The following is a 15,319-nucleotide window of genomic DNA, read 5'->3' as shown; positions in this document are numbered from 1 at the left end:
GAATGTTTCACACAGGAAAACTAGACATCACAGCCACGACCGTTCGACGATGCGCCCGCAGACGCACCGTCGACGACGAAAAGTGTTGTCCGATCTACTTTCCCGTGAACTCCGGCTTTCTCTTCTCGGAGCGGGCGGCGCGCCCCTCGAGCAGGTCTTCGCTTTCCCACGCGCGACGCATCGCGGCCTGACGGTCGGCGGGGGCGTCGTTGCGCGCGCCGTCGCCGTTGAGTACCAACTTGTAGTGCTGCAGAGTCAAGGGTGCGAGATCGGCGATGGTCGCCGCCCAATGCTGGGCGTCGGTGAGGTCGCCGATGCGATTGGCGAAGCCGAGCGCGTGCGCGCGGTCGGCCGACAACGGATCGCAGCCGATCAACATGCCGCGTGCCTGACCGGCGCCCACAAGCGAGACGAGGCGTCGAATTGTCCACTCGTCAACGGCAACACCGAGTTTCGCTGCCGGGATACCCGCAAGTGCGTCGGGAGCCATCACCCGAAGGTCGGCCGCCATTGCCAATTGCAGTCCCGCGCCGAGTGCCGAACCGTTGAGTGCAGCGATCACGGGCACGGGCACCGACTCGATCTCGCGCAGCGTGGCGATGAGCTTCTCGAGGAACGCGGGGTCGTAGACGGGGCCGGACAGGTCGGCACCCGCGCTGAATACACTGCCGCGGCCGGTGACCACGATTGCCCTGCTGCCCGCGTCGACGGCGTCGGCGAAAGCCTTCGCGAGACCGTCGACCATGTCCTCGTTGAGTGCGTTGCGCTTGTCCTGGCGATCGAGCTCAATCGTCGTCACCGAACCTTCTGCATGCGAGTGGATCATGCAGGAGAGACTACCCAGCCCTGCCGTTTTCCGGCGGGCACACTGGAGAGGTGTCGAGTCCGTCGCTGTCCTCCGAGTCCGCAATCCCCGGATGTGCATGAGTCCGTCGCGCAGGAACCCGACGCGTTCAGCGATGTCCTCGTCATCGGTGGCGGCCAGGCGGGACTGTCGGCGGCCTACTTTCTGCAACGCTTCGGCCTCGGCGACCGCTACCAATTGCTCGACCATTCCCCGCGCCCCGGCGGTGCGTGGCAGTTCCGATGGCCGACGCTGACGCTGTCGGGCACCAACCGTGTTCACGACCTACCCGGATACGGGCTTGCTGAAGCAGTGGGCATCGATCGCGGCGAGTTCCCGGCGTCGTCCGTGGTTCCCGAGTATTTCGCGAAGTACGAGAACAGGTTCGGGCTACGGGTGCGTCGACCCGTCGACGTACGTTCCGTCGAACGTGACGGCGAAGGGTTCCGGGTGACGCTCGGTGGTCGACTCCGCGGACGAGAGATCGCCGCGCGCACACTCATCAATGCCACCGGAACGTGGGAAAGGCCGTTCATCCCCCACATACCCGGAGCTGCAGACTTTCGCGGCAGGCAACTGCACACGCACGACTACACCGGCCCCGAGGAGTTCGCCGGTCAGCGCGTACTGGTCGTCGGCGCGGGCATCTCGGCGGTTCAGCTTCTGATCGAGATCGCTCGACGCGCCCCCGGCGTCCAGACATTCTGGTGCTCGCGCACCGAACCGCGCTTCGATTCGAATCCCTTCTCACCCGAACTCGGTCGCCAAGCCGTGGCGCGCGTCGAACGTCGGGTTCGCGCGGGACTACCGCCGACGTCGGTGGTCTCGGTGACCGGACTCGCACTGACACCGACCATCGAAGCGGCGCAGCGAGACGGAATCCTCGACAACTGGCGACCGATGTTCACCCGCATCACCGAGACCGGCGTGTGCTGGGACTGTACTGGCGGGGCCGACGGCGATCGCGCGAATGGCGGCAGCCCGGTGGCTGCGGGCGAACAGCTCGACGTCGACGTCATCTTCTGGAACACCGGATTCCGAAGTGCGCTCGATCATCTGTCACCTCTCCATCTGCGCGGACCGGGAGGCGGAATCGTCATGACCGGACGCCTCGCCACCACCGTTGCAGACGACCCACGCATCCAATTGCTCGGCTACGGACCATCAGCGTCGACGATCGGCGCCAACCGCGCGGGTCGTGAGGCAGCGCGCAACGTTTTGGAGATTCTCGACGCCCAACCTTGACAAGTTGTTGTGTTTTCCCAACACTATGTAGTGTGAGTCCAGTACGGCGGGGAGAAAAGCTCCCCATCTACAACCGCATCGGAGTTCTACGCGCCGAGCGGCGGATGTCGCGTGCCGACCTGGCAGCACTCGTCGGCATCAACGTCCAATCCGTCGGTGCGCTCGAGCGGGGCGACAACTACCCGAGCCTCGACCTCGCGTTTCGCATCTGCGACGTCTTCGACCTCCCCGTAGAAGCGGTGTTCAGTCGCACCGAGTTCTCGGCGATGTCGGCCGAGCTCTACCCCCGACGCGCCATCCGCGTCGACGAAACACACTCACCGCAACCGTCGTCCACCACGGAGGAAGCACAATGAGGGATCCCAACTCGGCCATCCCGGCCGAAGCGACGCCCGAGCTGTGGCGTCGCTACGACGAGTGGCGTGGTCAACGCCATGTTCGCTTCAACCAACGTCATGCAGGCAAGCTGATGAGCTGGCGCAATCGTCGAGCCGCGCGACGGATCGTCCTTGCGGAGATCGTGGTGCTGGTCGTGCTCTTGGCCAGCGCGGTGGTGGCATTCTTCACCTACGCGTTCTTCATCCCGTTCATCATTGCCATCGTCGGCGCGTTCGTCGTGCAGTATCTGCTGCGGATCGTGACCGGCTCCATCGCCGAAACCCCGGTCACCGCGCTCGACGAAATCCAACTCGCGCAACGTAACTCGGCCCGATCAGTGGGATTCATCGCCCTCTTCTCGCTGATGTTCATCCCGTACATCATCCTGATCGTCCTGGGCACCCGAGAGCAGGTACACGGCCAGCTGGTCTACGGCACCGCCATTTTGCTCATCAGCCTCGTGCTGACCGGCGCCCTCGTGCCAACCATGCTGACCGCGTGGTGGAGCGACGACGCCGACCCCGAAGATTTCGCAACCTACGAGGAGGAAGATCATGCCTGAATCCCTCACCGTTGACGGACTATCCAAACGGTATGGCGACGTCGTCGCCCTTGATGACATGACATTCACCGTCGCACCCGGAGAGATCTTCGGCTTCGTCGGCAGTAACGGCGCAGGCAAGTCGACGACGATGCGCATCATTCTCGGTGTGCTCGAACCGGATTCGGGTCGGGTGACGCTCGGTGACGCACCCATCGACCTCAGCACGCGGCGTCGAATCGGGTACATGCCGGAGGAGCGTGGGCTCTATCCCAAGATGAAGGTCGGCGAGCAGCTGGTGTTCCTCGCGCGTCTTCACGGAATGAGTGCCGACCAGGCCACCGAGAGTGCACGGCGCTGGACCCAGCGACTCGGCGTCGACGAACGATACGACGACAACGTCGCCGACCTCTCGCTCGGCAACCAGCAACGCGTACAGCTCGCCGCGGCGCTGGTCCACGATCCGGACGTACTCGTCCTCGACGAGCCGTTCTCGGGCCTCGACCCGGTGGCCGTCGACGTGATGAGTGATGTTCTGAAAGAGAAAGCGGCCGAAGGCATTCCGGTGATCTTCTCGTCGCATCAGCTCGATCTGGTGCAGCGATTGTGTGATCGGGTCGGCATCGTCGTCAAGGGCAGAATGCGTGCGCTCGGCGCCGTCGACGATCTCCGGACGCGTGCTGGCGTGATCCTCGAGGTCGACGGTCCTGAGTCGACGACGCGCTGGGCCGACGACTGCCCGGGAGTGCTGGAGGCCGAATACCAGCCGGGCGGTGCGCGGCTGCGCGTCGACCCGACGACGCTCGACGACCAGGCAGTACTCAATCGCGCATTGACACACGGGCCGGTACACCGCTTCGCGCGGACAACACCCGACCTGACCGAACTCTTCCGAGAGGTGGTGACGGCATGACCTCCCACAATTCCACTGGCAACACAACGTCCACCGGCGCGAGTGCGCTGCAGTCGATTCGCCTTGTGGCACAACGCGAAATCGCCACGCGTGCCAAGACGCGATCCTTCATCGTCAGCACCGTCGTGTTGATGCTCGTAATCGTCGGCGGGCTGATCGTCTGGAAGGCGATCTCCGGTGGCGGAACCGACCCGGAGCGTGTCGGCATCGCGGGCGACAGTTCGCTGTCGACGACGATCGGCCAGGTGGGCGAGGCCAGCGGCACGCCGATCACCGTCGTATCAATCGCTTCTGGTCCGGATGCGTTATCGCAGGCGCGCAGCAGCGTCGAATCTGGTGATCTCGATGCTGCGGTGGTGCGGGGTTCCGGTGAGTCGTATGCGATCGTCAGCAAGACGGGGTTGTCGGACTCGCTGTCGGGCGTGTTGCGCGGCTCGATCCAGCAGCACGAGTTGGCACAGGGTCTCGCTGCCCGCGGTGTCGACGCGGCAGCGCTGCCTGCACCGACGATCACCACCGTCCAAACCACCCCGGACAAGCCGGACAAGGCGCAGCGGATCGTGATCGCGCTCGTCGGTGCGATTCTACTCATCACAGCGATCATGTTGGGCGGCAACATGATTGCCGTGGGTGTTGTGGAAGAGAAGACGTCGCGGATCGTCGAGCTGCTGTTGGCGACGGTCAAGCCGCTGCACCTGATGTGGGGCAAGATCCTGGGGATCGGTGCTGTCGCACTCGGGCAGGTGGTGATACTCGGCCTGACCGCTCTGATCGCGGGGATCGCCACCGGGATGTTGACGATCGCCGGTACCGCGATCTGGATGTTCCTCGCGGTGCTGGTGTGGTTCCTACTCGGATACCTGTTCTTCGCGACGCTGTATGCCGCTGCGGGAGCACTGGTTTCGCGCCAGGAAGAACTTGGTTCGACGATCATGCCGCTCACCGTGCTGTCGATGGCCGTGATGTACGCGGGGATCTTCGGCGTGCAGTCGCTGCAGTCGACGTTCATCGAAGTGTTGACGTGGATTCCGCCGTTCTCGGCCGTACTGATGCCGATCCGGATCGCCACCGGCGACACCAACGCCATGCAGATCGTGGTCACGCTGATCCTGATGATTCTGGCCTGCGCCGCCGCGACCTGGTTCGCCGCGCGCATCTACCAGCGCTCGATCCTGCGCACCGGCAGCCGCGTCAAGTGGTCCGAAGTGCTCTCGATGGCGCGCTAGGGGCGGGGTTGGCGTCGGCGCCCGGGGCCGAGCACCCCGGGCCTCGGGCCCCGGCCGCGCAGAGTCCCGGCCCGCGCAGAAACCAGGGGAAGGGGTCTTTCCGTCAGAAACTGACCTCTCCTCGAGAAACAACACGAGCAAAGACACGAAACCCGCGGAAAGAACCCTTCCGCGGGTTTCTGCCCAGCTGAGAGGCTCGACGCCGAGGACCAGCACCACACCCCCACCCGCAGATACCCGGGGACGAACACCACCAACCCAACACCCCCGCCCGCAGAAACTAGGGGAAGAGAACTTTCCCCGAGAAACCGACCTCTCCTCGAGAAACAACACGAGCAAAGGCACGAAACCCGGGAAAGATCTCTTCCCCGGGTTTCTGCCGGCCGGGTGAGGCCGCGCACGCCGCCCCACCTCGTGCGACCTCAGGCCGGGGCCGACACCTCGGCGCCCTCGCTCGACGTGTCGCCGCCCTCGGTAGTCGGGGCAGGGCCGTGCGGCACGAAGTCGCGGCTGCGGATCAGCACCAGCGCGGCAAGGCCGCCAACAACGGCGACAGCGCCGCTGATCCAGAACAACGTGTTGAGGGCGTCGGCGTAGGCGGCGTGCTTGCCGCCGGCGGGGTTCTCGCGAAACGACGAGCTCAGCTTCGAGCTGAAGGCGGTGCCGTAGACCGCGATGCCGACGGCGATGCCGATCTGGCGGAACGTGGTGTTGATGCCCGACGCCATACCGGAGCGGTGCACATCGACAACGCCGACGGCGGTCGCGGCGAGCGGTGGGTTGACCAGTCCGCTGCCGATACCGGCGACGATCAGTCCCGGGATCAGATGCGTCCACGACGAGTTCTGGTCGAGTCCGGCCATCACGAACAGTCCGACGCCGACGATGATCAGGCCGGGCCCGATCAGCCAACGCACCGGCACCTTCTCCGACAGTCGACCGGCGATCGTGGCGCTCACCATCGTGCAGCCGGACATCACGAGCAGACGCAGACCGGTCTGCAGTGCGGAGTACTCGAGTCCGTCCTGCAGGTAGAGCACCACGTACAGCAGCATCGCGAACAGTGAGCCGTTCATGGCGAATGCGGCGATCAGTCCGCCGGTGAAGGTCGGGATACGCAGCAGCGAGAGGTCGAACATCGGCTCGTCGACCCGCAACTCGATGACGACGAATACCACCAACAGCACCACGGCGGCGATGAACGAGCCGACCACGACGCCGTCGCCCCACGAACGCTGCCCCGCTTCGGTGAAGCCGTACACCAGCGCGACGAGTCCCGCGGTGAACGCGATGACACCGGGCCAGTCGATCCGACGTGCATGGGGCGAGCGCGACTCGTCGACCATCTTCCAGGTGATGAGCAGCGCGACGATACCGATGGGCAGGTTGACCAGGAAGATGGCCCGCCAACTGACGCCGGTGGTCAGCACGCCGCCGAGGATGGGGCCGAGAGCCGTCGACACACCCGTGACCGCTCCCCACGCACCGAACGCGACGCCGCGCTCGCGACCGTGGAAGGTCGACGCCAGCAGCGCGAGCGACGTCGAGAACAGTGCCGCACCACCGATGCCCTGCAGTGCGCGGGAGATGATCAGCATGACCGGATCCTGGGCGACGCCGCAGAGCAGCGAGCCGACTGTGAAGATCACCAGTCCGATCGAGAAGATCCGCCGTCTACCGAACCTGTCGGCGATCGACCCCGACGTCAGCAAGGACGCCAGAGCGAGCGCATACGCGTCGGTGACCCACTGCAACTGACTGAAACTCGCGCCGAGTGCCGTCTTGATGTCAGGGAGAGCGACGACGACGATCGTCACGTCGAGCAGCAACATGAAAGTCGCTGCGCAGACGACGACAAGCGTCCACCATTTACGTTCCATGAGTTGAGTCCCTTTCGAGAAGTTCGCCCGAAATCCGTGCATCAGCGCACGTCAGGCCGCATGACACAAGTGTGATCTCGCATCGCCGGCCAGTCGCCAGGAAACCCCAACTACGTAAAATCATGGACATGGGAGCCACGACATCGCCGGAATCCTCCATTCTGGACAGCCTCGACACGAGAATCGCTCGCGCGATCCAACTGTCGCCGCGGGCGTCGTTCCGCGAGATCGCCGATGTCCTGGGTGTGGCCGAACAGACGATCGCCCGACGCTACCGGCGCCTACGCCGCGACGGTCTGTTGCGGGTCACCATGGCGACCGATCCACGCGCGCTGGGCAATTCGACGTGGCTCGTGCGGGTACGGTGTCGCCCGGAAGGAGCCGACGCCATCGCCGCAGCACTCGCGGCACGGGACGACGTCTCGTGGGTGTCGATCTACGAAGCGGGCTGGGAGATCGTCTTCAACCTGCGCGCTGCGCAACCGTACGGCGGAACGGAACTACTAACCCGCACACTTCCCAAGGCCGCACCCGTCCTCGATGTGCGACCCGCTGCTGTGCTGCACACGTATGTCGGTGGTGCACCAACGGATTGGGAGGGCTGGCACGATGCACTCTCACGATCGGAAGCGGATGCGCTTGCCGCGACGAGGATTCCACGCGGACCCGCGGGCGGGGCGTCGTCGACGACCATCGATCGCACCGATCGCGCGATTATCGACATACTGACCCGCGACGGCCGCACGTCGTACACCGACCTCGCGCGAGCAGTGGGTTCGACGCCCGGCAAGGTCACCCGACGCGTCGAACAACTCGTCTGGTCGGGTATCGCCTATTTCGACGTCGATCTTGCCGCTGCCGCGATGGGACGGGACGCCGTCGCGATCTGGCTGACGGTTCAGCCCGGACATCTGGCTTCGGTGGGCGAGGCATTGGCGTCACACCCCGACGTTCCGTTCGCGGTCGCCGTCACCGGTCCGGCCAACCTGTCGGCCAGCGTCATGGTGCACGACACCGACGAGCTGTACTCGTTTGTCACCGATGTCCTCGGGCGCCTCGACGGGATCACCTCGTACGAACTGCTCCCGCTGCTCTCGCGCGTCAAGAACGCGGGTTCGCTCGTGAGCGGGGATCGTCTTGCGCCACCGAGGGTTTCGGCGTCTCAGAGCTCGCCGAAGCGTCGAAGTGCCTCTTCGCGTTCGGCTTTGTGATCGACGATCGGTTCCGGATAATCGTCGGTGCCGAATTCGGGAATCCAGCGTCGGATGTATTCGCTGTCGGGATCGAACTTCTTGGCCTGCGTCTCCGGGTTGAACACCCGAAAGTAGGGTGCCGCATCGGTTCCCGTGCCCGCAGCCCACTGCCAACCGTGCTGATTCGACGCCATGTCGCCGTCGGTGAGTTGGTCGAGGAACCACTTCGCACCCCACCACCACGGCAGGTGCAGATCTTTCACCAGAAACGACGCAGCAATCATGCGCACCCGGTTGTGCATGAATCCTGTTTCGCTCAGTTGGCGCATCCCCGCGTCAACGAGCGGGAAGCCGGTTCGCCCCTCACGCCATGCGTCGAAGTGCTTCTCTGCAGACTTTCCGGTGTCGAGTCTGATGTCGTCGAACTGGTCATTCCAGTTGTGCCAGAGGCTCTTTGGCCAGTTGTAGAGCACGTCGGCGTAGAAGTCGCGGAATGCCAGCTCCCGCAGATACGCCTGCGCCGACTGCGACCTACCGAGGTCGGCGGCCATTGTGCGCGGGTGGATATTGCCGAACTTCAGATATGCCGACATCCTGCTCGACGCATCGAGATCTGGCCTGTCCCTGTCGGAGTCGTAGCCCGACAGGTCGTCGTCAACAAAGGTGCGCCACCGCTCGAGAGCCGCGTCTTCACCGGCAGGCAGGTCCAGCGTCGTGGGTGCCGCCGGAATCCTGATTCGCCCGGAGGGGTGAATGTCGCTGGGATTCAGGATGTTCGACGGCGCTTCGGTCTTTGCCGGCGCGCGCCAACCGTGGTCGCGCCATGCTCGGAAGAACGGCGTGAAGACCTTGTACGGTGTGCCGTCGGACTTCGTCACCCTCCCCGGCGAGACAAGGTAGGGCGAGCCGACGGGTTGCCACGTCGCGCCAGATTCTTGGAGTGCAGTGACGACGGCATCGTCTCGACGCCGCCCGAACGGCGAGAAGTCCTCGCTCACATGCACCGAACCCGCGCCGACGGCGTCGACCAGTCGCGGGATCTCCTCGTCGGGTCGGCCACGTACGACGAGGAGCTTGCCGTCGAGCTTGGCGTCGATCTCGCGTAGCGAGTCGTAGAGAAAGGCGAGTCGTCGCTCGCCTGAAGAGGATTCGAGACGCGGGTCAAGCACGAAGCAGACGAGAACCTCGCGATTGCCGTCGCCGATCGCTTCGCCCAGCGCGGGGAGATCCCCTAGCCGCAGATCACGACGTAGCCAGCACAACGCCGGCGCATCGACGTCCGATGCACCGGCGTTGTTGCGTTGCGAGGCGATCTAGCCCACACCCAGCAGGTCGATGACGAAGACCAGAGTCCGTCCGGACAACCGGTGACCCGCACCCTCCGGCCCATAGGCCAGCGCGGGTGGCACGGTGAGGCGACGGCGACCGCCGACCTTCATGCCCGGGATTCCCTGCTGCCAGCCCGGGATGAGCCGATCGAGCGGGAAGTTGGCCGACTGACCACGGTCCCACGACGAGTCGAACTCTTCGCCCGACTCGAAGTCGACGCCGACGTAATGCACGTCGACGACGTCGCTCGGCTTTGCCTCGTCGCCGTCGCCGACGATGATGTCTGCGATCACCAGCTCACTAGGAGCGGGACCCTCTTGGAACTCGACTTCTGGCTTCTCGGTGCTGGTCACGGGACTCTCCTTTGAGTCGTCGGGTGGTCAGGTCGAAGCGACGAACTCAGCGGTCGCCCATCGTGACGTAATCACGCTCGGGGTAACCGGTGTAGAGCTGACGCGGTCGGCCGATCTTGGTCGCGGGATCTGTGTTCATCTCACGCCAGTGCGCGATCCACCCCGGCAGACGTCCGAGTGCGAAGAGCACCGTGAACATGCGGGTCGGGAAGCCCATGGCCCGGTAGATGACGCCGGTGTAGAAGTCGACGTTCGGGTAGAGCTTGCGCGAGATGAAGTAGTCGTCGTTGAGGGCGACTTCTTCGAGTCCCTTGGCGATGTCGAGCAGATCGTCCTGGACGCCGAGCGATTCGAGGATCGTGTCGGCGGTCTTCTTCACGATCGCTGCGCGCGGATCGTAGTTCTTGTAGACGCGGTGTCCGAAGCCCATGAGCTTCACACCGTCTTCCTTGTTCTTGACCTTGGTCATGAACGCCTTGGTGTCGCCACCGGAAGCCTTGATGTCTTCGAGCATCTCGAGCACGGCCTGATTGGCGCCGCCGTGCAGCGGGCCCCAGAGTGCGTTGATGCCGCCCGAGATGGACGTGAAGAGGTTGGCCTGCGACGAACCGACCAAACGCACCGTCGACGTCGAGCAGTTCTGCTCGTGGTCGGCGTGCAGGATGAACAGCATGTCGAGGGCCTTGGCGACCTCGGGGTTGACCACATAGGGCTCGGCGGGGAAGCCGAAGGTCATGCGCAGGAAGTTCTCGACCAGCGACAGCGAGTTGTCGGGGTAGAGGAACGGCTGACCCGCCGACTTCTTGTAGGCGTAGGCGGCGATCGTCGGCAGCTTGGCGAGCAGACGGATCGTCGACAGTTCGACCTGCTCGGGGTCCTTGGGATCGAGCGAGTCCTGGTAGTAGGCACTCAGTGCGTTCACTGCGCTCGACAGCACCGGCATCGGGTGTGCGTTGCGCGGGAAGCCGTCGAAGAATCGCTTGAGATCCTCGTGCAGCAGGGTGTGCCGCTGGATCTTGTTGTTGAACTCGTCGAGCTGGCTCGGAGTCGGCAATTCGCCGTAGATCAGCAGGTAGCTGACCTCGATGAAGGTCGACTTCTCTGCCAGTTGGTCGATCGGGATACCCCGGTAGCGCAGAATGCCTGCGTCTCCGTCGATATAGGTGATCGCGGATTTGCAGGCTGCGGTGTTGACAAAGCCGCCGTCGAACGTCGTGAGATTGGTTTCTGCGAGGAACTTGCCCAACGCAACCGAATCACTGCCCGCGGTGGCCTTCAGAATGGGAAGCTCGAGCTGCCCACCGGGGTAAGTAAACGTCGACGAGGCGGTATCCGATGCCGAGTCGGCGGGAGCTGTTTCAGCGGACACTCCAAAACCCCTTTACTCAGGTATGAGACCCACAGGTACATGTGACGCACTGTGAGTCGGACTCTCCGTTACTAAACGTAGTCGGTTATCGACATGCGCGCCTACGGAGGGTGCATTGACGTTGGTCAAACGTAGCCGAATACCGCCTGACCTGCGCCTCGATCACGGAGCATCGAGCTCGCTCGCCCACGGAGGGTCGGCTCCGGGACGCGAAACGGTCACCGCGGCGACTCGTGCCGCGTAGTCCGCGGCCCGCAGCCAGTAATCGGCGTCGCGCGACCGCACTGCGGATGCGGACAAATCGCCCGACTCGTCGAAGAAATGGAGCAACCCTCCGAGCACACTGTCGCCCGCCCCGATCGTGTCGACGACGGTTGTCTCCGGAGCCTGTGCCAGCACGGTGAATTCGCGTGTGCGAACGGAGATTCCGTCGGCTCCGTGGGTGATCACGACGGCCCCCGCGCCCTCGCGAAGCCAGTCGTCGACCGACGAGCCGTCGGCACCGTCGCCGAGCCAGTCGACGTCTTCGTCGGACAGTTTGAGGACGTCGATCATGGGTATCCAGTCCAAGAATCGTCGACGGTAGACGTCGGGTTCGTCGATCACGGACGGTCGGATGTTCGGGTCGAATGCGACGAGACGCCCGGCGTCGTGAGCTCGACGCATCACCAGCTCGTAGACGCTCGCACCCGGCTCGAGGACCATGGACAACGTTCCGAAGCACACGGCGGAGACGGTCGCGGCGAAGTCGCCGGGCTCGGAGACCAGGCGGTCGGCAGTGCCCTCCACGTAGAAGGAGTAGTGCGCGGCGCCGTCGGAGCCGATCGTCGCCAGAGCGAGCGACGTGGGTTCGGAGCGACGTTGGACCAGTGTGGTGCCGACACCCCCGGCACTCAGAGCAGCCACGATGGCGTCGCCGTAGGTGTCGGTGGAGACCGCGGAGCAGAACGAGACGGCACTACCGAGCCTGCCAAGGGTGATCGCGACGTTGAACGGTCCACCGCCCAGTGCCGGCTGCAACGGCGGAAGGTGCGACGGATCGGGGCCAGGCGCCGCTGTGGACACCACGTCGACAAGCGCCTCACCGCAGACGACGATCTCTCTCACCGATCCGCTCCCATGCGTGTCACGCGCCCAGTGTGCCATCCGGACGGGGCCGTCGACGGTAGATTCGATCGGTATGCAGGAGTTACCCGCCGGCCCCGATGCGGTGCTTCTCGACTTCGCCGACGCCGATGACCCGGCACGCGCGGTGCTCGAGTCGGCGATCGCATTGCGGGCCGCGATTGCCGACGGTCGCCTCGTGGCCACCGAGGACGTGGTGCCCAGTGCGTCGTCAATTCTGGTGCAGGGCAAGACGAGTGGCGGCGTGGATGTCCTCGGAATTCATCGCGCGCTGCGGTTCGCGACCACCGGCGCCGATGTTGCGGATTCGACGCCATCACCCGTCGAGATACCGGTTCACTACAACGGCGACGACCTCGACGCCGTCGCCGGCGCACTCGACGTTAGTGTCGACGCAGTGATCGCGGCACACCGGGGCACTGAATGGGTCGTCCAGTTCATGGGTTTCGCACCGGGTTTCGGCTATCTGGTGCCCGCATCAGACGCCGCCGACACCGCGCTCGCCGGACTGCTGAACCTTCCCCGACGGCCACACGCCCGTACCCGCGTGCCGGCCGGGTCGGTGGCGATCGCCGCCGGATACAGCGCGGTGTACCCACGCGATAGTCCCGGAGGCTGGAACCTGCTGGGGCGCACCAGAATCAGCCTCTGGAACGAACACGACGACCCGCCTGCCATACTCGCACCCGGTACCCGCGTCCGATTCGTCGACGCCGGCGTCCCCCGAGACCTTGCCACCCGACCTGACGACGACACGGAGAACCGGTGACTCGCGTCGCGGTGATCGCCACCGGGCCGTTGGCGACGATCCAGGATCTCGGACGGCCCGGCTACCAACACCTCGGAGTGCCGAGATCGGGTGCCGCAGATCGAGTCGCGATGACACTTGCCAATCGCCTCGTCGGCAACTCCGAGGATGCCGCAACGATCGAAACCACACTCGGCGGCCTCGTGTTCCGTTGTGACACAGACACACTCGTGGCCGTCACGGGAGCCGACGCTTCGGTCTCGGTCAACGGTGTTGCCGTCGGGACCAATTCGGCGGTCGTGGCGCATGCCGGCGCAAATGTCGAGGTCGGGACACCGGTATCGGGATGCCGCAACTACATTGCAGCGCGAGGTGGATTCGACGTCGAGCCGTCTCTCGGATCACGGTCGACCGACACGCTGTCCGGAACAGGACCGGCTCCGCTGACGCAAGGCGATGAGCTCGAGATCGGAGATGCACACCACACGTGGCCCGCAACCCTGCATGCCCCGACCGACACTCGACGCCCCGGCGTCGTCGAGCTCATCACGTTTCCCGGGCCACGCGCTGATCGCCTCGCCGAGCCGGACGACCTCTTCGAAGGCACGTGGGAGGTCACGCCCGCGAGCAACCGTGTCGGGGTGCGCCTGCGACGTTGCGACGGCGACACCGCACCAACCCTGACACACCGCGCCGACCTTCCCGAGATGCCGTCCGAGGGCGTGGCCCACGGCTCGGTGCAGGTTCCGCCTGCCGGCGAGCCGGTGATCTTCCTCGCCGATCACCCCGTGACCGGCGGATATCCGGTCGTCGGCGTGCTGTCGGCAGCGTCGGTCTCGGCTGCGGCGCAACTTGTCGCAGGCATGCGCGTCAGCTTTCAGCCCAGCTGATCACCGCCGCGCAGCGTTGACAGCGTCGTGAGACGCACCTAGGGTTTCGTCTCATGACGCACGTCACAGCCAACCCGTCGAGCTCGTCGACCGAATCGTCCGGCGCCACCGAGCGTGAGGCTGCGACGCCCGACACTCCACGTCGTGCCGACTACCCGCATGTCGAATACCCGCCTCTGGGTCCCGACTCTCTGACGTGGCAGGTGTGGGGAACCTGGACCGGGATGATCCAGGGGCTGTGGGCCGGGTCGATTCAGAACATGCACCCCAAGCTCGGGCAGGCCGTCTGGGATCACTCCGACTTCTTCGGCGAACGCTGGCAACGCCTCATGCGGTCGCTGTATCCGATCGGCGGCGTGGTCTTCGACGAGTACTGGGGCTTCGAGACTGGCAAAGAAGTGCGCGACTATCACCGCGAGATCAAGGGCACCATGCCCGACGGTTCGCGATATCACGCCCTCGACCCCGACGTCTTCTATTGGGCGCATGCCACCTTCTGGTACGGGAACGTGCGCCTCTGCGAGAGGTTCGGTCCGTGGTTGACCGAAGACCAGAAGCGACAACTCTTCGAAGAATCGAAGAACTGGTACGCCATGTACGGCGTGAGCATGCGCCCGGTACCCGACACCTACGAAGACTTCCTCGAATACTGGGACCACATGTGCCGCAATGTACTTCGCGACCACGAGTCGGTGCGCACGGTCCTCGACATTTCGACGCTCCCCCCACCCCCCTATCTCTCGTTCATCCCGACGGCACTCTGGCGTCGAGTCATCGCCCCTGTGGTAGCCCGCAACTTCATCTGGCTCACCACGGGGTTCTACGACGAACCGATCCGCGAGATGATGGCACTCCCCTGGACCGACCGGGACGAGAGGCTGTTCCGTCTCCTCGGCAAGACCTACAACCTCGTGTTCCATCGGTTGCTGCCCCGGCGGCCGTGGCGACACCCCCGCGCACGCGATGCGTGGGACCGCGTGAACGGGCGCGTTGCCGCCGACGCACCGCTCGTCGAGACGCCGTCGCGCAACCTGCCGCCAGAATCCGAACGCGGCAAGTCGATGCACTATTGCCCCGTCCACGCGGCACGCACCGCAACCTATCCGGGCAGGGTCACCCCCGCCGACTAACGTTTGCGACGCGCAGTGGTCTCGACTCGGGTGCTCGCTGCGCTCGCGCCCGCTCGACCAGCGGGGGCTGCCGTTTCGCAGTCGGGCCCGGCCCGCTGGTCGGAGCCCACCCGCTGATCGAGCCCCAACCCGCTGATCGAGCCTGTCGAGATCAC

General features: G+C 64.9%; 15 protein-coding genes. 9 read left to right on the top strand and 6 right to left on the bottom strand.

Going from position 1 to position 15,319, the window contains the following annotated elements; translation table 11 throughout:
- Positions 1 to 94 precede the first annotated feature (94 nt).
- Positions 95 to 826 (bottom strand): enoyl-CoA hydratase, encoded by a 732-nt coding sequence (locus B3T59_RS20175; RefSeq protein WP_064862816.1) that lies wholly within the window; start codon positions 824 to 826, stop codon positions 95 to 97.
- Between the two features lie 93 nt (positions 827 to 919).
- Here B3T59_RS20175 and B3T59_RS20170 point away from each other — a divergent pair, with 93 nt between their 5' ends.
- Genes B3T59_RS20170 through B3T59_RS20150 form a run of 5 tightly spaced genes read left to right on the top strand, consistent with a single transcriptional unit; the run spans position 920 to position 5,147 of the window.
- On the top strand, positions 920 to 2,089 hold the full coding sequence (locus B3T59_RS20170) for an NAD(P)-binding domain-containing protein (protein WP_287004964.1): 1,170 nt from the start codon (positions 920 to 922) through the stop codon (positions 2,087 to 2,089).
- Positions 2,090 to 2,121: 32 nt separating this feature from the next.
- Positions 2,122 to 2,445: a helix-turn-helix transcriptional regulator gene (locus tag B3T59_RS20165; RefSeq protein ID WP_064905174.1), complete on the top strand. Its 324-nt coding sequence runs from the start codon at positions 2,122 to 2,124 to the stop codon at positions 2,443 to 2,445.
- On the top strand, positions 2,442 to 3,029 hold the full coding sequence (locus B3T59_RS20160) for a hypothetical protein (RefSeq protein ID WP_064905176.1): 588 nt from the start codon (positions 2,442 to 2,444) through the stop codon (positions 3,027 to 3,029). Before B3T59_RS20165 ends, B3T59_RS20160 begins: the two co-directional genes overlap by 4 nt.
- Complete coding sequence (locus B3T59_RS20155) at positions 3,022 to 3,921, top strand: ABC transporter ATP-binding protein (protein ID WP_287004963.1); 900 nt, start codon at positions 3,022 to 3,024, stop codon at positions 3,919 to 3,921. Before B3T59_RS20160 ends, B3T59_RS20155 begins: the two co-directional genes overlap by 8 nt.
- Positions 3,918 to 5,147 carry an ABC transporter permease gene (locus B3T59_RS20150; RefSeq protein WP_287004962.1) on the top strand — a complete coding sequence of 410 codons (1,230 nt, stop codon included), beginning with the start codon at positions 3,918 to 3,920 and terminating at the stop codon, positions 5,145 to 5,147. Before B3T59_RS20155 ends, B3T59_RS20150 begins: the two co-directional genes overlap by 4 nt.
- Before the next feature lie 422 nt (positions 5,148 to 5,569).
- On the opposite strand, the gene B3T59_RS20145 is transcribed toward B3T59_RS20150, so the two are convergent.
- Positions 5,570 to 7,027 carry an MFS transporter gene (locus B3T59_RS20145; protein WP_287004961.1) on the bottom strand — a complete coding sequence of 486 codons (1,458 nt, stop codon included), beginning with the start codon at positions 7,025 to 7,027 and terminating at the stop codon, positions 5,570 to 5,572.
- A 128-nt stretch (positions 7,028 to 7,155) separates the two neighbouring features.
- On the opposite strand from B3T59_RS20145, the gene B3T59_RS20140 reads away from it, so the two are divergent.
- A complete protein-coding gene (locus tag B3T59_RS20140) occupies positions 7,156 to 8,238 on the top strand; it encodes an AsnC family transcriptional regulator (protein WP_287004960.1) in 1,083 nt (360 codons plus the stop codon).
- On the opposite strand, the gene B3T59_RS20135 is transcribed toward B3T59_RS20140, so the two are convergent.
- The 4 genes from B3T59_RS20135 to B3T59_RS20120 form a co-directional block, all read right to left on the bottom strand.
- Entirely contained in the window at positions 8,190 to 9,482 is a 1,293-nt protein-coding gene (locus B3T59_RS20135) for a cryptochrome/photolyase family protein (RefSeq protein WP_287004959.1), read from the bottom strand. The genes B3T59_RS20140 and B3T59_RS20135 overlap by 49 nt on opposite strands.
- A 51-nt stretch (positions 9,483 to 9,533) precedes the next feature.
- A complete protein-coding gene (locus B3T59_RS20130; protein WP_005209292.1) occupies positions 9,534 to 9,902 on the bottom strand; it encodes an FKBP-type peptidyl-prolyl cis-trans isomerase in 369 nt (122 codons plus the stop codon).
- Between the two features lie 46 nt (positions 9,903 to 9,948).
- Positions 9,949 to 11,271: a citrate synthase gene (locus B3T59_RS20125; RefSeq protein ID WP_287004958.1), complete on the bottom strand. Its 1,323-nt coding sequence runs from the start codon at positions 11,269 to 11,271 to the stop codon at positions 9,949 to 9,951.
- Positions 11,272 to 11,433: 162 nt separating this feature from the next.
- Entirely contained in the window at positions 11,434 to 12,378 is a 945-nt protein-coding gene (locus tag B3T59_RS20120; RefSeq protein WP_287004957.1) for a carbohydrate kinase family protein, read from the bottom strand.
- Between the two features lie 73 nt (positions 12,379 to 12,451).
- Between B3T59_RS20120 and B3T59_RS20115 the strand changes: the two genes are divergently transcribed.
- From B3T59_RS20115 to B3T59_RS20105, 3 genes are read left to right on the top strand one after another with little or no spacing between them, the layout of a single operon-like run.
- Positions 12,452 to 13,165, top strand: coding sequence for a 5-oxoprolinase subunit B family protein (locus B3T59_RS20115; RefSeq protein WP_287004956.1), 714 nt, complete (start codon positions 12,452 to 12,454; stop codon positions 13,163 to 13,165).
- Positions 13,162 to 14,034, top strand: a complete 873-nt coding sequence (locus tag B3T59_RS20110) for a biotin-dependent carboxyltransferase family protein (RefSeq protein WP_287004955.1) — start codon at positions 13,162 to 13,164, stop codon at positions 14,032 to 14,034. Before B3T59_RS20115 ends, B3T59_RS20110 begins: the two co-directional genes overlap by 4 nt.
- A 53-nt stretch (positions 14,035 to 14,087) precedes the next feature.
- A complete protein-coding gene (locus tag B3T59_RS20105; protein ID WP_287004954.1) occupies positions 14,088 to 15,164 on the top strand; it encodes an oxygenase MpaB family protein in 1,077 nt (358 codons plus the stop codon).
- Positions 15,165 to 15,319: the final 155 nt, after the last annotated feature.

This window comes from Gordonia sp. UBA7860 (genome assembly GCF_002500165.1).
Taxonomy (GTDB): Bacteria; Actinomycetota; Actinomycetes; order Mycobacteriales; family Mycobacteriaceae; genus Gordonia; species Gordonia sputi.
This window is presented reverse-complemented; position numbering and strand designations above follow the sequence as displayed.